Raw genomic sequence first — 20,781 nt, forward strand, 5'->3', positions numbered from 1 at the left:
ATCAGGATCTCTGCGTGTGGGCGCATGGCGTCTCCGCAAACGATGCCCGCATTCCTGCTCATCGACGCTGCGGCGCACTCCAGCCCCGCTCGTCGCGCTCTGCTTGCCGCCACCATCACCGCTGCCGACTCGTGAGAGCCGTGCGGCTAGCCCCCGATGCCCACCCGCCCTTCAGGGCCTGCTCAGCGCCTACTTGGCCAGACGGGCCAACTACGGCGCTCCTCACCTTGTCGGCGGGTTGATTCCGGTCCTTCGCACAATCGGAAGACCCAGGCACTGGCGGAGGCAGCAGTCGCTGCGGCGCAGGCCCAGCACACCGCTGCCGTCGGGGAGACCACGGAGGGGCATCAAACTCGCGGTCCGCTACGAGGCGACCGTCCTCGTTGCCGCCATCAACGAGTGGTTGTGACGTGCTGGTCCGACGACAACTCGAACACCCGTACTCGCCGACGGCCGGTGGGATTGACGGTCTCACGGACCGGATGCATCCCCAGCTTGGTCATGATCCGTTCGGAGGCGTCGTTGCCCACTTGAGTGATGCTGACGATCCGCTCCAGCCCTCGCTCTTGGAACCCGAACCGTACAGCGGCCGCAGCGGCCTCGGTGGCCAGGCCCTGCCCCCAGTGGGGACGTCCCAGCCGCCAGCCGACCTCAACCGCCGGCAGTACCTCCGGCAAGAAGTCGGGCACCGAAAGGCCGGTGAATCCGGCCAGTTCGCCAGTGGACCGGATCTCCACGGCGAACAGGCCGAAGCCCCGTGAATCCCACTCGCTCTCCCATGCTTGGATCCGGCCGCGAGTCTGCTGTTCGTCAAGGACGCTGCCGTCACGGATCCACCGCATGACCTCGGGGTCGGCATTGACGGCAGCCATGGGTGCAACGTCTTCCTCGCGCCAGCGACGCAGGATCAAACGGGGAGTCTCGAGCGTGACCATCCAAGCATTCTGGATCACAAATGGGCTCTCCGTCATCTTCACCAGTCACTTTCAATACACGCCCCAGTCTTCTGAGTCAGGAATATTGTTCAGATGTATAGGCTTGCGCTATGGCGCGGACCGGGCGGCCGAAGGCCGAGTTAAGACTGTCGGACGAGGAGCGGGCTGCACTTGAGGGGTGGGTGCGGCGTCGTTCCACGCCGCAGGCGTGGGCACTTCGGTGCCGGATCATCCTGGCCTGTGCTGAGGGGGCCTCGAACAAGGATGTGGCGGCCCAACTCGGTTCCACACCTCATGCGGTGGGCCGTTGGCGGTCCCGGTTCGTGCAGTACCGGATGGCCGGCCTGGGTGACATGCCGCGTCCGGGTGGGCCCAGGACGGTGACGGACGAGCAGGTCGCCGCGGTGGTCGCCAAGACGCTGGAGTCGACACCGAAGAACGCAACACACTGGTCGACACGGTCGATGGCCAAGGAGATGGGCCTGTCACAGTCGTCGGTGTCTCGGATCTGGCGAGCGTTCGGCCTGCAGCCGCACCGGTCGGAGACCTTCAAGCTGTCGACCGATCCGTACTTCATCGACAAGGTCCACGATGTGGTAGGGCTCGGCGGGGCGCAGCAACGTCACCGCGCAACTGCGGGCCCTGAAGAGCCGGGACCAGGCTCGATCACCCCGGTGTTCGGAAGATGGGCCGACCAGGGCTTTGGCGGCCGCCTGCCGCCGGTAGCGGACCGCCTCCCGCAGCGCCTTTGTCAGCCCCTTGCGCGGACCCGGCCCGGTCGGCTCGACATGCAGGTCGAACCCCGGAGTGGCCCAAGGTCTCCCCGTAGAAATGGACTACACTCCTGGGCCGCTCCGCTTCTAAGGTCGGAGACATGACGATGAGCGAATAGCAGTACGGTCGGCGCCGCACACCGCACACACGAAAACGAACAAATGTCCTCCGCTTGGGAAACAGGGGCGTCGTCGCAGTTCGTCGGCGGTCGGCCAACGTGTTTGTCGTCCGCTGCGGGGCCCGAGCGCCGCCACGGCGTGAGGCATCGGCTCCTCGTCGCGCCCGCCGGTGCGCAGCCCGCTCCAGTGCGGAGTACTGGTCGAGAGGCCGGAAGCAGCTGCGGGGTGACGCCCGCCCCACCCGAATTTGAGTCTTGAGGCGCGTATCGGAAGTAGATCAAGTCATAGTGCCGAATTCGACGAGGTGCCGTGCAGTGCCAGCAGGATCGATGATCTGATGGAGGTGTGCGCCGGGCAGGTGTGCCACACGCCAGCCACGTTCGCGCGCCTCGTTGGCAAAGTCGCCATACGGAGGGCCGAACAGCAAGTAGGAGCAGGGATGGTCGTCCCAGCCGTCGGGGACCGGGATGTGCTGTTCGTAGTAGGACAGCGGCAGGGTGGGCTGCTCCTCAATGACTGTCTGCCGCACCATCGGATCAGAGAACATGGGTGCGACGTCTGCTTCGTCCCACCAATCGGTCCAGCGTGGCAGCCAGCCGTTCACTGCCAGCGGGCCGAGGAACTCCAACAACTCGGGTGGCGCGACAGGCGTCGGTCCGATCCGGGCTGGTAGCACGGCATCGACGAAAATCGAGCTGGTCACCGGATGGTCGATACCTGCGCGAATCGCCGGCAGGAACAAGCCCGCGTTGCTGTGCGCCACCAACGTGACGGGACTGTCGGCCGCGACCTGTCGGAGGTCGTCGCGGACGGCGTTGACGATGCAGGGCCAAAAGGGCGGAGCACCTGCGCCGATGTGCAGCAGGGACGGCACCCGTACCTGGTACCCCGCCGCCTTGAGGTGTTCCGCTACAGGGTGCCAGGTCGAGGGACCTACGGACGGACTGTGCACGAGAACAAAGATCGGCTGCATGTGACCATCCTGTCGCCCATGCCTTCGAAGGCGCGACAGTCTTGGCTGACAGCAGAATGGCTGCGTAGCCTCGGACGTTATGTCGCCCATCCTTGGCTTGTCGGGAGTCAGCGGTGGCGCCAGAGCTCTCGTAGGCGGAGGACCTCCGTCGCCCGATGAGCCTCAAGTTCCGCGTCGGGCAGGCGTCCGAGGCTGAAGCAGACGTGTCGGTAGAGCCAGTGCAGTGAGGTGTCGGCGCTGCGACCAGCGTGGACAGCAGCGGTTCGTCGGCGGGAGTTCCCTGGTCCACGGCGACGAGCAGTTCGCCTCGGTCGTCGGGGGCAAGGTGGGGCAGCGCACCACCCACGCGGTGGCGGAGTTGGGAAACACGCAAGCGGGCCATCACGTGCGCGAAGACGGGCGCGTCACCAGCCTGTCCGGCGGTGAGAACAAGGGCGGGGGGACGGCAGTGGGCGTCGGCCACAAGATGAATCTTCGTGGTCAGGCCGCCGCGGGACCGGCCGACGGCATGGTCATCCAGCTCGCCGGCCGGGCCCCTCTTTGGGGGCCCGGCCGCATGCTGGTGGGCACGAACGATCGTGGAGTCCACCGAGACCGCCCAGTTCAGGTCCTCGTCGCTGTCAGCCTGGGTCATGAGTGTGGTGAACACGCGCTCCCAGGTGTCATCGAAGGCCCACATGCGAAGCCGGTTGTAGACGCCTCTCCAGTTGCCGTACTTCTCGGGCAGGTGGAGCCACCGCGATCCGGTCCGGAACTTCCCGGCAATCGCGGCGATCACTTCACGGTGCTCCCGGCACCGACCACCCTGCTTCGGCGTCCGTCCGGAAGTGACGGCTCGATCCGGGCCCACTGCGCGTGGGTCAACGGCACACCCGGACCAACGGTCAGATGATCCGAACGCGAAGGTCCAGAGCGGTCGTTCAGATCACCGTACGGATCGGGGGCAGGCGCCCGCGATGCGCAGCACTGAGCAGCATCACCTGACGGGGCCTCCAGCGAGTGGTGTCGTGTCCACATAGCGAATCTCATACACGCGCTCAGTGAAGCGCCAGCCGTCTGGAGTGCGCTGGTAGCGGTCGTGGTAGATCGCGTAGTTGAGGTGTGATGCGCCATCGCTCATCCGGATCAGCTCGGAAAGATAGGCGCGGCCGGTCGCAGTGTCCCCGGAGACGGCGACGACCCCGGGATGAGTCGTCTGGACGAAGACCTCGAAGCGTTCCTCACGCTGTTGCGCAAGGGCCAGGATGCTGTCGCGGCCGGCGACCTCGACGCCGGCATCCGGAATCCTCACGGACCCTTCCGGAACGAAGAGAGAAGCCAGTCGGACGTGGTCATTCATCATCGCCGCGTCCGTGAATTCCGCTCGTAGAGCTTCGATTTCGACCCGGTCCCTGAGTCCTTCCCATTCTTTCATCGTGATCTCGCTCCTCAGTTGTAGTGCTGACTGGTTTGTGCCGTGAACGCCGAACTTGGCCGCGTGCACGTGATCGGCCGACGTGTGCAGGGGCGGCGGCTTCTACGGCTGATCGATCTCGCTGCGAGGTGTCCGCCTACGGCGGTGCGGTCTTCGGGTGCGGCGACCATGTCGACGACGATCTCGGCGCGGTGCCTCTCACCGAGCGTCACGGCGACTGCGTCAGTCACTGCCGCGGCGAGCCGGGCGGCCGTCTGCTGACCGCCGGGACGCGTGAGCGCCCTCTCACCCATGGGAAAGGTCACCGTCGGCGCCACATCATCCCTCGCAACTCCGCCGACGGCCCAGCGGCCGACCGGGAACCCGGCGAGCTGCACGACCACAAGGTCGCGCGCCCACTCCCCGTAGACGGAAACGACGGCATCGGTGTGCCCGAGGATGAGTTTGCTCTCGTGACCGGCGAGCTGAGGCTCAAGAGCGTGAACGGTGACATGCGGCATGATCGGTCCCCTCTGGTCGCTGGTCTCCCGTGCTCTGTGGCATGTTGCATTTCGATCATGGAGAAACGTCAGCTCAGGCCATGGACGCCGCACGCCGCCTGCGTACAGGTGCAAGTGCCTCGGTCCACTCCACGACGCGATCGAGCAGCCCGCTCAAGGCGTCTGTACTGAACTCACTCGGCGCGAACACGGAGAAGTTCTCGAAGTCCGAAGCCAGGTGAAGCGAGACCTGTGCCGGGACGTCGGCGAGTCCGAGCAGGCCGCACATCTGCCGCAACTGGGCTGCCGAACCCGCGCCCCCGGCGACGCCGTAGGAGACGATCCCGGCAGCCTTGTCGGCCCACTCGGCGAAGACGAAGTCGATGGCGGTTTTGAGCACGCCCGGCATCTGGTGGTTGTACTCGGGCGTGACGAAGACGAATCCGTCGAAGCCGTCGATCGCCCGCACCCACGCCTGCGCCTCGGGCCCACCCTCCCCACCCCTGGCCGGAGGAACCGCCTGGTCGAAGTGAGGAAGGCGGAAGTCCGCGAGGTCCACCAGTTCGAAGTCGGCGTCGCCGCGCCGCCCCGCGATGTCGTGGACCCACCCGGCGACCTGTGCTCCGAGCCGACCTGGGCGCGTGCTGCCGAGAATGATGCCGATCCTGTTCACTGTGCCGTCTCCTGTCGCGAAAGGTGTGGCGACCCGTGAAGTGCCATGGAGCACTCAGTCACCGCCGAGGTGTTCGGCATTCCGCCGTCACCGCAGACCGACGGGGCAGCGCCCGCGATTGTCAGGACGATGGCCGGCCCGTGTCGACGGCTGACATCCATGGGCGCTGTTTCGTCGAATGAACGAGGTGGCACGTACTCGGTGAGTGAAGGGGACTGGACCGATGAAGATCACAGGCGGACGCGACGAACCCACGGCGCGGCCGGACGACCATCTGCTCGAGCCCGAACGCCGCGCCCTGTCCAATGTCGCCTACCGCCTCCTCGGCTCGCTGACCGAGGCGGAGGACGCGGTCCAGGAGGCCTCGGCGAATGGATTCCCGAGCCGCTGCCGGTGCGTGCGGAGTGGAGCGAGCTCTCGCTCGGATCGACGGCGAGAGATCCGGCCGACCACATCACCTTGGACGAGTCCGTCGAGATGGCGTTCTTGGTCGTCCTCGACTCGATGACGCCGGCAGAGCGCGTCGCCTTCATGTTGCACGACGTGTTCCGGGTGCCGTTCAGCGAGGTGGCCGAGATCGTCGGCCGTACCCCCGGGGCCTGCCGCGAACTGGCCTCCGCGGGGCGCCGCCGAGTGGCTGCTGCCCGTAACCGCGGTGCGGCGGCGCCGCGACGTGCCGCGATCGTCCGTGACTTCCGGCAGGCTTGGCAGGCCAAGGACGTGGATGCGCTCGTCAGAGTGCTCGACCCGTCGGTCGTCGCGGTCGCGGACGGTGGTGGTCGCGCAATGGCGTCGCCGGTTCCGGTCCAGGGCCGGGAGGCGGTCGCGGAGTTCCTGGTGCGCCTGGCGGTTCTCGCCGATCGGCTCGACCTTCACGAACGGACCGTCAACGGCCAGCCGGGCCTCGTCGCAATGAAGGACCGCGACGTACTGACCGTCTATGCCTTCGACATCGACGACGACCGCATCCAACGGATCTGGGCGATCCGCAACCCCGACAAGCTGCGGCCCTGGGCCGGCTGACCCACCCGGCCCGATGGACGCTGACAACTCGCCCTGCTACGCCGTCGATTCGGCAGGCCGGTTGCGCGCCGGTGCGGTGCCTGACCCGGCCTGATCCAGATCTCTGAAAGGGACCAACATGGCGTTCACTGCCTACACCTTGCATCTCACCGCTCGCGGCACGGACGAGGCATCCGGCTGGTATCAGAAGGCGTTCGGAGCCGAGGAGCTCACCAGGCTGGTGGTGCCCGGCGGCCGGCTGATCCACGTCCAGCTCCGCATCGGGACACTCACCCTGATGCTGGCCGACGAGTTCCCTGAACTGGAGTCCTTCGGTCCGCAGCACTTCGGCGGTACCTACGGTGCCGTCTACCTGCATGTCGACGATGTCGACGCTGCCTGGCAGCAGGCCCTCCATGCCGGTGCCACCGTGATCCGTCCGGTGAACGACACCTTCTGGGGCGAGCGCGAGGGGCAGCTGCTCGACCCGTTCGGTCATCGCTGGGGGCTGACGCAGCACCTCCGCGACGTCCCGCTCGCTGATCTCCAGGAGCTCACCACCGAAGCGTTTTCAGGGCTCAGTTGACGGTGGGCCTCGGCCTGGCCGGGGCCGGTTGCCCCGGTCAGGGTCTGCGGAACGCCGCAACAACCCCCCACGGACGCGCCGCTCTTGGTAACCAGGATGGACTCGTGGACGGCACCGTGCGCCTGCTCCTGCAGGCGAAAGCAACCCATGGCCCGGGCGCTCCCGTGCAACATAGGGGCTGCCACGCCGAGCTTCGAGGGGCTCTGACCTGGTAGAGGAGGTCGTTGCGGAGACACGGCGCGATGCGGGCGGCCAGACGGTCCCTCTGTATGTGGCCGCCTGCGGCGAGGGCATGGTGCCGCTGTTTTCGGGACTGCAAGTCGGTGAAGCAGACCGGGAGGCAGGCATGGGTCTCTTCGTGGAGTCCGTATGCGACAGTCGCCGCGAGTACGCCGCTGATCTGTGGGTTTCTCATATCGTCCCGCTCGGGTGCGCGAACCAGGTGGTCGCGGTGACAGGCACCGGGGCGCAGAGCGGCGCCGATGCCGTGCCGCTGGCGGTGGCGGTGGCCCACGGTCTGGCTCACCGAGTGGCCCACATGGATCAGATGAGGCTCGCGAACGGGTGTGATTGACGGTGCCGTCCGCCTTCGCACGAAAATGCAGCGGGGCCTGGTCTATCTCTGAAGGCCCACGGGCCGACGGTGGGCACGGCGTCCCGCCCTCCCGATCGGGGTAGCCGTACGGGCAGCCGCCGTCCGCCGATGCCTTACCGGACAAGGAGCACGCCCATGCGCCTCTACGCCCAGACTCCGTCACGTCGGACCCGCCAGATCCTCGCAGATCTGATCGCGGCGGCTCTGATCTACGCTGCGGTGAAGCTGGCCCTGGCCGTGCACGACGCGATCGGGCGACTGGCCGGACCGGGCCGCAAGGCGGAAAGCGCCGGCAACAGCCTCTCCGACGGACTCATCGACGCGGGCGACGCCGCTGCGAAGGTACCGTTCGTCGGGGGCCAGTTGAAGAAGCCGCTCAGGTCCGCCGCCGAGGCCGGCACCGGGCTGGCCGACGCAGGTCGTTCGCTCCAGGACACGGTGGGCCACGTGGCGACGCTGACCGCAGTCGCCCTGATCGTCATCCCGGTGGTGTTCGTGCTGCTGCTGTGGCTGCCCCCGCGCCTGCGCTGGATCCGCCGAAGCGCCGTCACCCGGCGACTCGCCGCCGGTCCGGGCGGCGCCGACATCCTCGCGCTACGCGTCCTCACCGGCTCGGAGCGCGAACTCGCTGCGCTGCCTACGCCACCCGGCGGCTTCGCAGAGGCGTGGCGGCGCGGCGACCAACAGGTCATCGCCGACCTGGCGGCGATCGGCCTGCGGCGAGCGGGTCTACGCGCCTGACGGGTGAGCAGCGGGCGGGATCCCGCCAGGCCGTCCCCCTCCGAGGACATGCATGCCCGTGGGCAACGGTGGCGTTTCCTTCGGTGTCGGATGGGGCGCTGCAGTTGCCCCGTCCGGCCAGATCCGGCTCGTGGGGGTGGGCCATTCGAACCAGACGACGGGGCCTCGTCTGACGTCTGGGCCCACCCTGCCGATCCGCAGCGCTCGGCGGCGCGGCAGGCCCTCGGCCGGTCCCGCGGCGGGCGGACGACGAAGGTGCACCTGGCGGTGGACGGCCGTGGTCTACCCCTGTCGTTCGTCGTGACGGCCGGGAACGTGAACGACTCCGCGATGTTCGAGGCGCTTCTGGACGCCATCAAGGTGCCAGTGCTTCGCACGTGCAGGGCGCGTCACACGCCGGGGCGATCCGCACGGTGTCGGTGGAGGTGTCGTACGACGACGGGGCCACCTGGCACAGGACAGCGCTGCGCTCGTCGGACAACGACTGGAAGGCGCAGCTCGACGCGCCCTCCCGGGCCCGCTACGCGAGCCTGCACACGACGGCGCGGGACACCAAAGGCAACAGCGTGAGCCAGACACTGATCCGCGCCTTCGGCCTCAAGTAGCCACGGGAGGCCGGTGACGCGGGGCAGCCACGGAAGGCCGGTCGACCCGCAGGGTCCGTGTCCTCGACGTTCACGCGGACACGGACCCTCTGCTGCGCGCAGGCGCCGAACCGGTTGCTGAGCGGCTTCGATCACATCGGCTGCCGCCCCCAACCCTGATCCGCGTGCCGCTGCCCGACCGGGCGACCGGGCAGGCGAGCGCGCCCGCTACCCGCCCCGATACGGGCTCCCGTCCCTTTGGGGCGCGTGGCCGTCCGGCGCACCGGGCAGACTCGATGTCCGCCTGTGCTGGAGGACGGACGCACGGAACGTCTCGGCCTCACGCGAGTCCGGCGGTCCGCTACTGCGAGAGGTTCGGCGGGTGGTATGCCGGTCACGGTCAAGGGCACAGCGTGCCGGAGGGGGGTACGTCCCGGTGCAGGACGTACCCCCCTCCGACGCACGCCGGTCAGCGCAGGCCGGCCGCCCTGATGACGGTCTGGGTCACCGTGTCGCCCCGGGAGTCTGAGGCGTGGACCCGCACGGACAGGAAAGCGGCGCGGCGCGGTGCGTCCAGTTTCGCCCGGGCGGAGCCGTCACCGGCGTCGCTGAGCGTGGCGCGCTGCCAGGTACGGCCGTCGTCGTAGGACAGCTCCACTTCGTCGGTCCGGGTCTTCGCGGTCGGCACACCCTTCAGCTGCGAGGCAGTCACGACGAGTTCGGCGTCGCGCCGTGCCGCGCCGTCGGCTGAGGTCGCCAGCGCGTAGTCCAGTTGCACCAGAGGAAGTACCTGCTGCTCGCCCTGAGGCCGTGCGGTGGAGGAGAAGCTCCACTCGGTGCGGGTGGCCACGGAGTAGGGGTGTCCCCCGGTGCGTTCGGTGGTGGTCACCAGCCGGTAGCGGCTGGTGACGGCGGGCAGTTCGGCGTCCAGCCAGGCGCCTTCGGCGCTGCTGAGCAGTGTGCCGCCCCGGTGGAGTTCGACGGTCTGCGTGGTGGTTCCCGGGCCGGAGGTCGCGGCGTGGTCGCGTCCTCCGTCACCGAAGCCGGCGAGGAGCCCGGAGACCGAGTTGCCTGTGCGGCGGGGTGGTTGCTGGGACTCGTTGAGCCGCGGATGTTCGATGGGGCCGAACCATGTCACGTCGGTGGTGCGACCCGCCGGGTAGCTGACCTGACCGGAGTACTGGGAGGTGACGGTCTCTTCGTAAGCCTCCTCCGTCCACGTGGCGTCGGGGGACGCAGTCACCCAGTCGGTGCGTCGTGCTCCCGCGGTGGACAGCCGCTGGCTGTTGAAACGGAAGGGCAGGTAGGACTGGACGTCGAAGCGGTTCTCCATGACGTCGTGGGCGGGGCTGTTGCGGAACTCGACGTCGACCTTGGCGAGTTCGTGCGGCCGAGGCGCGTAGCGTGCCGTCTCCGGGATGCCGCCGCGCCAGGTGTGGACCAGGTCGTAGAGGTAGCCTGTCTCGGCGTGGCCGACGGTCCGCATGGGCACCGAGTGTGAACTGCTGTCCTGGATGCGGTCGATCAGCGACTCGCCCTCGGTCCGGGAGATGCCCGCTGTGACGAGGCTCGTACGGTTCCCCGCCTCGAACAGCCGCCCGTCCACGTCGTTGACCAGGACCAGCATGGCGACGCCCGCCTTCTCGGCGGCCGCGGCCTGGTCCTCGCCGGCGTAGCGGACGACGGCGATCTTGCCCCGGGCGCCGGCGGCCTCGTACGCGTTCGCGGTACCCGCACCGGCGAACACCGCCGGCAGGGTCCGGGCGCGTTCGGTGGGGCGGGCCGACCAGGGCTGCAGCCATAGGTCGTCGAACTTCTGCGGGCCCGAGGACAGGCTCAGCAGCGGCTGCTCCATCCGCGAGCGGACGGTGTACAGCAGGTCGCCTCCGGTGGGCTTGGCGGTCGGTAGTGTCCACATGCTGTCGAACGCCAGACCGACGCTCTCGCTGTCGGTGATGGCGGGGGAGCCGTCCTTGAAGGACTGACTGAGGTCGGTGCGGATGTCGACGGCCGTGGCCTCCTGCGGAGTGATGAACTCGGTCTCGCGCAGCCGGGTGCCGTCGAGGGTCACCGCCTTGTCGGTGCCGCTGATCTGGATGCCGGTCTTGACCAGCAGTGCCCGGCCCAGGGAGGACGCCCCGTGGGTGCCTCGGACGGTGCCCCACATCCACACCGTGTACGTGCCGTCGGGCACCACCATGTCGATGTCGCCGTCCACGTCGCTCGCGCCCAGCGCGGGGTAGACATCGCCCTTGCGCTGGAACCTGACGATGTCGGAGAGCGGTTCTCCGTCGCGGCCCTGGACGTGCACCCGCAGGTGGTGCATCTCCTCGCGGGTGCTGACGGCGAGCAGAGTCCGGGTGACCTCGTGGCCGTCGACGAGAGCGGTGACGTGTCCGGTGAACCGGGAGCCGGCCGGGGCGCGGTCCAGGTCGGTGGTGACGGTCGTGGCGGCACTGCCGTGGGCGGGGACGGTGACCTGGTGGTCGGCGACGGTGAAGAGGCCCGCGGGCGCGTCGGGCGCGTCGGTCCGGACCGTGACGGTGATCGCCTGGTTGCCGCTGTTGAGCCACTCGATCCCGCGGGTCACCGTCTCCCCTGGCTTGCCGCCGAGGGAGTGGATGCCGCTGTCGGCGACACCGGTGGAGACCAGGTTGGCCGCGGCGGCCGCTGCGACGTCCACGCGGCCGTTGCCGCCCGTGTCAGCGGGGGTACCGGGGGTGGGGTGGGCGGTGCTGACGAGGGCGTCCTTGATGCGCTGTCCGGTCCAGTCCGGGTGGCGGGCGGCCACCAGGGCGGCGGCACCGGCGACATGCGGGGTGGCCATCGACGTGCCGTTCAGCAAGGCATAGGAGCCGCTGCCGAAGGTGGCGTACTGCGAGCGGGCGGCGAGGATGCCGACGCCGGGCGCGGTGATCTCGGGCTTGAGGGCGTCGTCACGGAAACGCGGGCCGCGGCCGGAGAAGGAAGCCATGGCGTCCGAGGAGTCGACCGCGCCGACGGTCAGGGCGGCGTCGGCCGCGCCAGGGGCGGAGACGGTGGACTCGTCGGGGCCGGCGTTGCCGGCGGCGACGGTGAACAGGGCACCGCTCTCGGCGCTGAGGGTGTTGACGGCCTGACTCAGCGGATCGGTGCCGTCGGAGGGGCTGTAGCCGCCCAGGCTCATGCTGATCACCCGGGCGTGGGCGTCGCGTGCGGCCCATTCCATGCCTTCGATGATCCAGGAGGTGGAGCCGGAACCGTTGTTGCCGAGGACCTTGCCGACGTGGAGGCGGGCTCCGGGTGCGACGCCCTTCTCCGCTCCGTCGGAGGCGGCGCCGTTGCCGGCGATGGTGGAGGCGACGTGGGTGCCGTGGCCGTTGCGGTCGACGACCTCCTCGTCGGGCACGAAGCTGCGGGAGGAGGCGACGACGCCGTCCAGGTCGGGGTGGCCGGTGTCATAGCCGGTGTCCAGGACGGCGACGTCGACGCCGCTGCCGGTGTTGCCTCGCGCCCACTCCTTCGGGGCGCCGATCTGCGCGACGCTGTCGGCGAGGTCGGCGCTGACCTTGCTGTCCAGCCACACCTTGGTGACCCCGCCGTTCAGCTCCGGCAGCGCTGCCGCGGCGCGGGACTTGGCCGCGGGCCGGGTGAGGTCGGCCCAGAAGTCGGCGGCCTCGTCCCGGTTCTCGGTCACCGCGGTGCCGTTGACGCTGGTCAGCGCTCGCGCACCGGTGGCTCCGTCCGGCAGCGAGGGAAGGTCCTTCCTGCGCAGTGAGTCCGAGGCGTAGCTGAGGATGACCGGGAGCCCGCGTGAGCGGGAGTCGTCGTAGCCGTCGGCGACGAGGCGGGTGACATCGAACAGCGCCTCGTCGAGTTGCCCGGCGGCGATGTGCCGTTCGACTGCCGCGGGGAAGACGTAGACGTCGCCGTCCCGGGTCGTGACACGGGCGTTTGCCCGGCCTCCGTCCGGGCCGGCCACGGCGACCGTGACGGGACCGGATCCGCCGGGGGTGACTGTGACACGGTCACCCGTGATCAGGGTCACGGTGCGCACGGCGGCATCGGCAGAACCGGCGCCGGGGACCACCACCACGCCGGGCGCGGCGGGGCCGCCGTCATCGGCGGCCGCCGACGGAATGACCGTCAGCAGGGCCGTGACCGCGGCGAGGAGAGGCAGGCCCTTGCGGGCAGCTATATGGGGTCTCACTTGAGTCCTAGGTCGGTCAACAAGTTGGTGGCATCACATGGTGAAGAAGAATGCCGACGCCATCTACCCATGTTTCACTCGCTTCTGACCAGGCCTGCACACCATGTGGTCAGGATTGTTTCCGGCATCCCCACCCAAAGGGGATGTCGACAAGTGCGGGAGCATCACGATGACGCCGCCGTGTGACACCGTGTGGTCGGAGCCGGCCTTGCACCACGGTGAACACGCTCCGGTCCCCGGGGCGTTCACGTCGCGCATGGCGCCTGTCTCTCCGGGACAGCCGGTGCGGGTGAGAACGTGCGGGGGGCGGTCCCCGGCGCGCGGCAACCGGCCGACCGGTCACGGGCAACCGCAACGATTGCAAGGCGTGGGAACTTTCTGGTGCGAGACTGCCGTCGGCCGGGCCACGGTCATCGCGGACGGCGGCTATCGGGGCACCGGCCTACTCATCCCGCACCGCCATGAACGCGGCCAGACCGAACTGCCGGCCTGGAAAGAGGAGCACAACACCTCCCACCGCAAGGTCCGGGCCCGCGTCGAGCACGCCTTCGCGCGGATGAAGGCATGGAAGATCCCTCGTGACTGCCGTCTGAAAGGCGACGGCGTTCACACCGCCATGCTCGGCATCGCCCGGCTGCACAACCTCGCCCTCACGGGGTAACTCCCGCTCCATACGAGACCAGAGGGGCCCAGGGGAGGCGGCTCTCCGCCTCCCCGGCTCGGAGAGTGCTCAGTCGATACAGAATTCGTTGCCCTCGATGTCCAGCATCGGGATGCACGACTCGTTTTCCTCATCGGCATACAGCGTTTGCACGTGGGTGGCGCCGAGCGCGACCAGTCGTGCGCACTCGGCTTCGAGCGTGGCAAGGCGCTCGTCCCCCACGAGCCCGGTGCCGACCCGCACGTCGAGATGCACCCGATTCTTGACGACCTTGCCCTCGGGAACGCGCTGAAAGAACAGGCGCGGGCCCACACCTGAGGGATCACTGCAGGCGAACCATGAACCCCGATCCTCAGGCGGCCGCGAGCTCTCGAAATCGTCCCAAGTGCCGAACCCCTTCGGTGGCGGCGATACGACGTACCCCAACACCTCGCACCAAAAACGAGCGACGCGCTCAGGCTCTGCGCAGTCGAAGGTGACTTGGAACTGCTTGATCGATGACATCGGCGCACCATAGCAGGGGGACTCTGTTGCTCATCTCCCGGTAGCCATATGCACGTTGCGGGGGGATGGTCCTTGAGAGCCGCTGTTGTGTCGTGCGGTCGCAGGTGGTGACGTCACAGCTGCCGGCGCTGCTCCTACTGAAGACCTCATCCGCCCAGGTGGGAGCCGATGCGCGAAATGGGCGGGGTCGGGATGCGGGCCGCTCGCATTGGCTGGTCTCACCGTACCGGGCGCGATGGCCGCATGCTGTTGACTCGGCAGCAGACCGCCGGAACCCGAGGCCGAACGACTGCGGCACCCGCTACAGGAGAAAGCGGTCGACGGTGCCATCGCGGCACCGCTCCGGCCGCACCAACAGTGGCGCCCCTGCGCAGCGCCTCCCTCGGCAGCCGATGCAACTACGCCGCCAAGAACGACGCAATCGACCAGGTCGAACCGCCCTCTTCCGTTGCCCAGCGCGCCGCCACGCCGCGGGCTCTCAACCCAAGCGCTCGGGAAGGCCGCGGACCGTGCACTCCATCCGGGTCCTGGTGTTGCGGCTCACCCAGGAGGGAATCACGCTTCACGCGGAGCATTCGGCGGATTCCAGCCCACTTGGAGGACGGCCACGTCGTCTGCCAGCCCCCCGAAGGGAGCAGCCATGGACGCAGTATCCGCAACCAATGCATCAATGAATTCCTGAGGCGGCAAGTGCGAGTACTGGGTCGCCAGTCGCAGGAGGCCTTCCTCGCCGAGCCGTGCGGAGGAGTCGGTCTTTCCTTCGAACAACCCATCGGTGAAGAGAACCACACTGTCCCGGGGAGAGAGTTCTATACAGGTCTCCGCCCAGTCCATGCATCCTGGAAAGAAGCCCAGTGCTATACCCGTCCGCGGCTCCACCCAGTGGATTTCCCCCGACCTTCGAAGGAGGAGACCGGCATGCCCCGCACTCACCACCCTCACAGAGATTCCTTCAGGGGGAAACACCAACGAAACGACCGTGGCGTACGTGTCGTCGTCCGTCCTTTCGTCGATCAGGATCCTTTCAAGAATGCACAACTGCTCGAGTTGAGTCTTGCCGCAGTGAACGGATGTCCGCCAGGCCATACGCAACTGAACTGCCAGAGCGGCCTCGGCCGCTCCATGTCCGGAAACGTCCCCCAAGATGACGTGGACGGTCGCATCTTCAGTCTGCACCACATCATAGAAGTCGCCGCTCAGAATTGCATGGGAACGCCTCGGCTCGTAACGTGATACCGCCGTGAAGTCGTCTCCACGCAGTGCCGGAGCAGGAAACAGACCACGCTCCAATGAAAAATTCTCGCGAGCGATCAGTGCGTTGGCTTCTACCGTGGCCATGACCGTATTCACATGCTTCCCCTGCAGGGCAAGCCAAATAGCACGGCCAAGTTCCTCTGGGCTGGTTCTTTCCCGGAACACGTAGCCCTGCACCATGTCATCAGGAAGCCCGACTCCCTCGAATGATGCCGCGTCAGTGATGACGACAACAGCTGCATGCGGCGCTCGATCACGTATCCGGCTGACAACTTCTGTGGGCTTGAGACCGGAAGCGGGGCGCCCGACGAGGACGCACACCTGCCCTCTGCGCAGTCCGAGCAGAGCTCCCGCGTCACTGACTGTCCTACGCCACACCAGCATGTGGGTGAGCCCGCTCGGCGAGAGCACGTGCCGAACAGTGGAAGCCTCTCGCTCGTCGTCCGATATCAAAAGCAGAGTGAATTCATGGCAAGGAGAGATTCCCTCGATGCCCACACCCCTGTCGAAGCCAGTTCTGTGCAGATGACGATCACGCGCACCTGACTGTGGGAACATGCTGGTCATATCAAAGCTTTCGTACAGAAAATAGGCACTGTCCGGCACCACTCAGAAACGACCCAAGCCGGCCCTTGGCGGATCCCGAGAAAGAGTCTGAATCACTTCACGGCTGCGATCGTGGCGAACAAATCTCTCCGGCGCCTGCCGCACGGCTGTGCACGGAAAGTTAAATCTACTGGGCGTTGGACTGGAAAGGTGGAACCGCACTCGAAATCAGGTGACTCTTGCACCGGAACAACCGATACACGGACGGAACGGATAAGAAACCTGAACCGATTGCCAAGGCTGCGCTGCCGGCACAGATCTCATTTGCACGAAAAGGAATTCCGTTCCCGCCCGTGAAGCACTCTGCCGCGGAAGGTGCGTCCACGTGCGTCACCGGTCGCGAGTGAGCTTCACCGCTCTCGCTCGGTGCCATTCGCCGTCCTCAATCCCATTTCTCGCCCTTCGTCGTTCGTACATCAGACAGGACAGACACCGGATGTGTGACACGAGGGAAGAATGGGGCGCCTGCGACGGCAGGATCTCTGCAGACTCTCCGTGCTGTCTCAACCCCGGAGCTTCTGCCGCTGTCCTCGGACGTCCCAGGTCAAGATCGGCCCCGAGGGCTGGCGGACGGTGGCATCGAAAGCGCTGTGCCTCGGGCAGCGCATACGCCTACTGCGCCACGCCCGGCCGTTCGGCCTCGTCCTCCCCTGACTGGACCGTGCTCGGACACCATGCCGATCGGCAGGTCCGGTCCCGGCCGTCGAATGGGACCCCGGAGGCCGGCACGCACCACGCGAGCGCGTGCCCACGAGCACACATTGAGCAGCGGCTTATAGCATGGTGACCTCGGCGGAAGGGACGACCATGCACACTGGGGATGACGCCGACTCCCTTGACCAGGCGACGAGGGAGTTCCTCTCAGCGCGCCCGCAGCTCTTCGGTATCGCGTACCGCATGCTCGGCAGCACTGTGGAAGCCGAGGACATCGTTCAGGAAGCGTGGCTGCGGTGGCAGACCGCCGACCGCACGAGCGTTCTCGAGCCGACAGCCTTCCTGTCCACCGTCACCGCACGTCTGGCAATCAACTTTGCCCAGTCCGCCAGAGTGCGGCGGGAGTCGTACATCGGGCCGTGGCTTCCCGAGCCCGTTGATACCAGCCTGGACCCGCATATGGGGGCGGAACGGGCTGAGGCACTCGAAATGGCTGTTCTCTTCCTCCTCGAGAAGCTGAACCCGGTGGAACGGGCCGCCTATGTCCTGAGGGAAGCATTCGACTACCCCTACAAGCAGGTCGCAGACATCCTGGAAACGAGTGAGGCCAACACGCGCCAGTTGGTGAGCCGTGCGCGCAAGCACCTGGCCGACGAACGCAGGAAGCGCGTCAGCCCTGCTGATCACCGGCGTCTGCTGGAAGTGTTCCTCACCGCAGCACAGACGGGCAATCTCACGGTGCTGGAGGATGTTCTCGCTGCGGACGTCGTCAGTTACTCCGACGGCGGAGGGGTGCGTGGCGCAACAAAGATTCCCGTCATCGGACGTCCGCATGTCTCCAAGTACCTTGCTGCCTTCGCGCCGCGCTTCTGGCCCCAGTCGGACGTTCGGTGGGTCGAGGCCAACGGCCGGCCGGCGGTTCTTGTCTCATCCGGCGGGCACGCGGTGGCCCTGCTGTCCATCGATGTGTCTGCGGAAGGGATCGACCGGATCATGTGGGTGATGAACCCGGCCAAGCTGTCACCGTATGTGGCGTCACTGAGCAGCTGAATACCTCTGGAGAACGGTTTGCTCGACCGGACTCACAATGCCCTGGCCCGGAGTGAGGCCCTGCACGTGTCACAACAGGAGTGACTTGTCGGTCAACCGGTCGTCGGAACCCGGGTTTTCCAAGACGTGAAGGACAGACGACGTGACGATTGTCATGAGCGGCACACTGAGCCGTGCCGGCGAACGGGTGTGTCGCCTTACCGGCCGAGCAAAGGTTCCTGCATGGGCAGGCCTCGTGCCTTCCACCGTCTTGCCCGCTCCATGCGTGCAGTCGGGCCGGGGCGCGTACGGCAACAACGTCGGAGTCACGCTGTGACCGATCAGATCCAGCCGCCCGATCTGTCCACCGACAGGGACTTCGACGGGGCGTCCTTCTCCGCCATCTACACGACGGCCGTGACCGTCAGCGGCGGCGTAGCCGGCCACGGGCGGGCTTCGGGGAGGGCACGGTCGGCCGACGGGGTCCTGGACGTCAGCCTGCGCATGCCTGCCGAGCTCGGTGGAGACGGCCGGGGTACCAACCCGGAGCAGTTGTTCGCCGCCGGACTCGCAGCCTGCTTCCACGGAGCACTGAGCCTCGTGGCGCGACGAGCGGCGCTCGATCCCGCCGGGATCGCCGTAGAGGCGACTGTGACGTTCGGGCGGGACCCGGGACACGGCGGCTATGGGCTGCGGGTCGGTCTGGTGGTCACGTGGCCGGGCGTCGCTCCGGAGATCGCCGCTCCCCTTCTGGAGAAGGCCGACTCACTGTGCCCCTACACGAGGATGGCTGGGCAGGGGACGCCGACACCCATCACCTTGGCTCCCTGACCAGGGCGGCTTCCCCGGTGAGCTGACATGCACCGCGGTCGTCTGCTCCGGGAGCCTGGATGCAGTGGCGCTGCAACGGCCCGGTCAGGTCGCAGCGTGCGGGGGTGTCCGCCCGATTGCACAGCCGCCGTGTGCCGCCGCACGGCGGCACACGGAACTCCCCCGGCACTCACCAGTCGCGCGCCGAGCTACGGCAACCGGTTCTTCGTCGCCAAGGGGGTACCGCGATCGCGATATCACTGGTTTCGGCCCAGGCAGTCGTCGCACCGTCCTCCCGGAGAAAGTGAACCGGAACGGCAGCGTGACGCAGGACGGCCGAGATGCGCTCGTCGCCGGGCAGGATGAGGCCGTACATCTCTTTCCAGCCTCCCCTGATGGCATGGTGTCCAAGGTGGCGGAGGAGCCGAGTACCGAGCCCATTGTTCTGCCATGCATCCTCGACGAGGAGTGCCGCCTCTGCCTTCTCGTTGTCCGGCATCAGATGCCCCACAGCGACAATCCTGTCAGAGCTGTCCTGCACAGCCAGATGCACCGAACCCGGGCGATCCAGCAGTGCACGCAAGTAGGAATGAGGATCGCCCATCCCCCTGTGGTATCGACTCCAGAGTGTGTGAGTGGAACACCTGCGGTGCATGGCCGTGGCACGTTCGATGTCTTCAGAACTTATCCGGACAATCTTGCTTTTATGACACATGGTCTCTCTTCCGCAACCGTGCGCGGTGGGAGAAATCATCATGCGCATGCGGTCTGACTGGTCGGTGAAGTGTCGGGCCGTGACATAAGACCGTGCACCACAGCACAGTGTGACAGCGCACTCGAATCCTTCCGGTCGGAAGCCGGTGATGGTGACGTCTTGAGTGCACAACAGGAGAAGAGACTGTCACACGAACATGAGCAGCACTGTCTTACTGGTAACTGGCGAGACACTGGATCCGGGTGGAACTCGCCGTCCCGTTCGATGATCACCGGCCACGAGCGGTGCATTCCCTCCCGAAGAGAGGCACACTGATGCCGAGACGCCCCGTGTCAGTTCGTGAGGGCAGGCGTCTCGCCCGCTCCGTCACGATCGGACCCCACATCCTGACAGCGGACGAGCCGGAGCCCCTCAGTACGGACACGGGGCCCACACCTGGAGAACTTCTCCTGGCCGCCCTCGGGACGTGTACCTCCATGACGGTCCGCGCCTATGCGGACCGGCACGGGTGGCAGCTCCACCAAGTGGATGTGGACCTGCAGTTCGATCCGCGGGGACAGATCGTCAAGAACATCAGGATCGTCGGCGACCTGGAGCCCGCCGAGGCTGCTGGCGGTGGCCGACCGCTGTCCGGTGCATCGCCTCATCACGGAAGACGTTGCGGTGGTCACCGTGCCCACGATTGTGGCACCGTCCCGCCGGCCTCAGGCCCACACGCCGCCGAGCTGACCTCACACCGGCGGCCAGTGGCCCTGCGAACAGCAGAGGTGGACGAAGGAGGACGCCCCCCTGGTCGGGACGGGAACGACGTCGGCAGCCGCTTCCTCACGGTTGGCGAACACGCCGATGTCGACGCTCCTTGACCTGCAGATGCTGGACATCACCCGCGAGCCGATCGAGGTCACACTCACGGCGCACTGCTCGATGGGCGGGGTCCGGGTCCGGCCCGAGGACCACAGCACCGGCGTCCACGGCCTCCACGCCCTCGGTGAGGCGTCCAGCGGCCTGCACTGCTTCAACCGGCTCGGCGGCACAGCCTCATCGAGCTGCTGGTCCACGACCTGCTCGCCGCCGACGGGCCGGAGCGCGTGCGCGCACTGCTACGCGCCATGCGCACCACCATGACCGAGCACGGCGGCGTCGTACGCGAGAACATTTCCCCGTCCCGGAGGACATCTCCTCACCGATGGAGCGTGTCCTGGCCGACGGCAAGCTCGCCGCATGCCCTGCTGGGAGTACCTTCCAGCACGGCACGCCGACAGGCACATCTCTTGAACACGCGCATGCGCGTAATGTCGCATGGACGAGCACGGTGCTCCTCTGTGGCGTCGTCCCGGTGTTCGGCCGCCCGGTTGAGAAAAGTCTCCGAAGTCCACGCGGGCGCCCTGTCACAAATACAGTCACCGTCCTGTCTTTGCTACTGCAGACAACATGGACCGGTGCAGTCGGGCAACGTCTCATGGCGCCCGCTGCACGGCAAGAAC

The 20,781-nt window shown here is 67.3% G+C and carries 17 protein-coding genes and 5 pseudogenes; 12 read left to right on the forward strand and 10 right to left on the reverse strand.

All coding sequences use genetic code 11. From position 1 onward, the window contains the following. Positions 1-392 precede the first annotated feature (392 nt). Positions 393-935: a GNAT family N-acetyltransferase gene (locus tag OG878_RS00980; protein ID WP_328884944.1), complete on the reverse strand. Its 543-nt coding sequence runs from the start codon at positions 933-935 to the stop codon at positions 393-395. Positions 936-1,045: 110 nt separating this feature from the next. On the opposite strand from OG878_RS00980, the gene OG878_RS42115 reads away from it, so the two are divergent. Further along, entirely contained in the window at positions 1,046-1,813 is a 768-nt protein-coding gene (locus OG878_RS42115) for a helix-turn-helix domain-containing protein (protein WP_443049040.1), read from the forward strand. Between the two features lie 292 nt (positions 1,814-2,105). Here OG878_RS42115 and OG878_RS00990 read toward each other — a convergent pair whose 3' ends face one another. The 5 genes and pseudogenes from OG878_RS00990 to OG878_RS01005 all read right to left on the reverse strand — a co-directional run bounded on the left by OG878_RS00990 (position 2,106) and on the right by OG878_RS01005 (position 5,367). Next, entirely contained in the window at positions 2,106-2,801 is a 696-nt protein-coding gene (locus OG878_RS00990) for an alpha/beta hydrolase (protein ID WP_328884945.1), read from the reverse strand. Between the two features lie 370 nt (positions 2,802-3,171). Then, positions 3,172-3,651: pseudogene (locus OG878_RS42120) on the reverse strand (IS5 family transposase); the annotation flags it as partial. A gap of 126 nt (positions 3,652-3,777) precedes the next feature. Continuing rightward, on the reverse strand, positions 3,778-4,215 hold the full coding sequence (locus tag OG878_RS00995) for a nuclear transport factor 2 family protein (RefSeq protein WP_328884946.1): 438 nt from the start codon (positions 4,213-4,215) through the stop codon (positions 3,778-3,780). A 14-nt stretch (positions 4,216-4,229) separates the two neighbouring features. Beyond that, positions 4,230-4,715: a hypothetical protein gene (locus tag OG878_RS01000; protein ID WP_328884947.1), complete on the reverse strand. Its 486-nt coding sequence runs from the start codon at positions 4,713-4,715 to the stop codon at positions 4,230-4,232. Positions 4,716-4,788: 73 nt separating this feature from the next. Continuing rightward, positions 4,789-5,367 carry an NADPH-dependent FMN reductase gene (locus OG878_RS01005; protein WP_328884948.1) on the reverse strand — a complete coding sequence of 193 codons (579 nt, stop codon included), beginning with the start codon at positions 5,365-5,367 and terminating at the stop codon, positions 4,789-4,791. Between the two features lie 223 nt (positions 5,368-5,590). Here OG878_RS01005 and OG878_RS01010 point away from each other — a divergent pair. The 6 genes and pseudogenes from OG878_RS01010 to OG878_RS01035 all read left to right on the forward strand — a co-directional run bounded on the left by OG878_RS01010 (position 5,591) and on the right by OG878_RS01035 (position 8,896). Further along, a pseudogene (locus OG878_RS01010) lies at positions 5,591-6,390 on the forward strand (sigma factor-like helix-turn-helix DNA-binding protein). A gap of 118 nt (positions 6,391-6,508) precedes the next feature. Beyond that, the gene (locus OG878_RS01015; protein WP_328884949.1) at positions 6,509-6,955 is read left to right on the forward strand and encodes a VOC family protein; all 447 of its coding nucleotides are present in this window, start codon (positions 6,509-6,511) and stop codon (positions 6,953-6,955) included. A gap of 292 nt (positions 6,956-7,247) precedes the next feature. Then, positions 7,248-7,529: a hypothetical protein gene (locus tag OG878_RS01020; RefSeq protein ID WP_328884950.1), complete on the forward strand. Its 282-nt coding sequence runs from the start codon at positions 7,248-7,250 to the stop codon at positions 7,527-7,529. A gap of 156 nt (positions 7,530-7,685) precedes the next feature. Continuing rightward, entirely contained in the window at positions 7,686-8,291 is a 606-nt protein-coding gene (locus tag OG878_RS01025; protein ID WP_328884951.1) for a hypothetical protein, read from the forward strand. Between the two features lie 192 nt (positions 8,292-8,483). Further along, a pseudogene (locus OG878_RS01030) lies at positions 8,484-8,690 on the forward strand (transposase); the annotation flags it as partial. Then, positions 8,669-8,896 (forward strand): hypothetical protein, encoded by a 228-nt coding sequence (locus tag OG878_RS01035; protein ID WP_328891534.1) that lies wholly within the window; start codon positions 8,669-8,671, stop codon positions 8,894-8,896. The pseudogene OG878_RS01030 and the gene OG878_RS01035, both read left to right, overlap by 22 nt. 448 nt (positions 8,897-9,344) lie before the next feature. Here the strand turns inward: OG878_RS01035 and OG878_RS01040 are convergent, their stop codons facing one another. Then, positions 9,345-13,064, reverse strand: a complete 3,720-nt coding sequence (locus OG878_RS01040) for a S8 family serine peptidase (RefSeq protein WP_328884952.1) — start codon at positions 13,062-13,064, stop codon at positions 9,345-9,347. Positions 13,065-13,393: 329 nt separating this feature from the next. Here OG878_RS01040 and OG878_RS01045 point away from each other — a divergent pair. After that, positions 13,394-13,725 (forward strand): annotated as a pseudogene (locus OG878_RS01045) (transposase); the annotation flags it as partial. A 69-nt stretch (positions 13,726-13,794) separates the two neighbouring features. Here the strand turns inward: OG878_RS01045 and OG878_RS01050 are convergent. Together OG878_RS01050 and OG878_RS01055 are read right to left on the reverse strand one after the other, a co-directional pair. Then, positions 13,795-14,229, reverse strand: coding sequence for a VOC family protein (locus OG878_RS01050; RefSeq protein ID WP_328884953.1), 435 nt, complete (start codon positions 14,227-14,229; stop codon positions 13,795-13,797). A gap of 555 nt (positions 14,230-14,784) precedes the next feature. After that, the gene (locus OG878_RS01055) at positions 14,785-16,092 is read right to left on the reverse strand and encodes a PP2C family protein-serine/threonine phosphatase (protein ID WP_328884954.1); all 1,308 of its coding nucleotides are present in this window, start codon (positions 16,090-16,092) and stop codon (positions 14,785-14,787) included. Positions 16,093-16,896: 804 nt separating this feature from the next. Between OG878_RS01055 and OG878_RS01060 the strand changes: the two genes are divergently transcribed. Both OG878_RS01060 and OG878_RS01065 read left to right on the forward strand, forming a co-directional pair. After that, positions 16,897-17,793, forward strand: coding sequence for an RNA polymerase sigma-70 factor (locus OG878_RS01060; RefSeq protein WP_328891092.1), 897 nt, complete (start codon positions 16,897-16,899; stop codon positions 17,791-17,793). Between the two features lie 312 nt (positions 17,794-18,105). Next, positions 18,106-18,603: an Ohr family peroxiredoxin gene (locus OG878_RS01065; RefSeq protein WP_328884955.1), complete on the forward strand. Its 498-nt coding sequence runs from the start codon at positions 18,106-18,108 to the stop codon at positions 18,601-18,603. A 169-nt stretch (positions 18,604-18,772) separates the two neighbouring features. On the opposite strand, the gene OG878_RS01070 is transcribed toward OG878_RS01065, so the two are convergent. Next, the gene (locus tag OG878_RS01070) at positions 18,773-19,186 is read right to left on the reverse strand and encodes a GNAT family N-acetyltransferase (RefSeq protein WP_328884956.1); all 414 of its coding nucleotides are present in this window, start codon (positions 19,184-19,186) and stop codon (positions 18,773-18,775) included. Between the two features lie 587 nt (positions 19,187-19,773). Between OG878_RS01070 and OG878_RS01075 the strand changes: the two genes are divergently transcribed. Both OG878_RS01075 and OG878_RS01080 read left to right on the forward strand, forming a co-directional pair. Beyond that, positions 19,774-20,160: a hypothetical protein gene (locus OG878_RS01075; protein WP_328884957.1), complete on the forward strand. Its 387-nt coding sequence runs from the start codon at positions 19,774-19,776 to the stop codon at positions 20,158-20,160. Continuing rightward, a pseudogene (locus OG878_RS01080) lies at positions 20,150-20,448 on the forward strand (FAD-binding protein); the annotation flags it as partial. The gene OG878_RS01075 and the pseudogene OG878_RS01080, both read left to right, overlap by 11 nt. Positions 20,449-20,781 lie beyond the last annotated feature (333 nt).

This window comes from Streptomyces sp. NBC_00316 (assembly GCF_036158715.1).
In the GTDB taxonomy this organism is placed as follows: Bacteria; Actinomycetota; Actinomycetes; order Streptomycetales; family Streptomycetaceae; genus Streptomyces.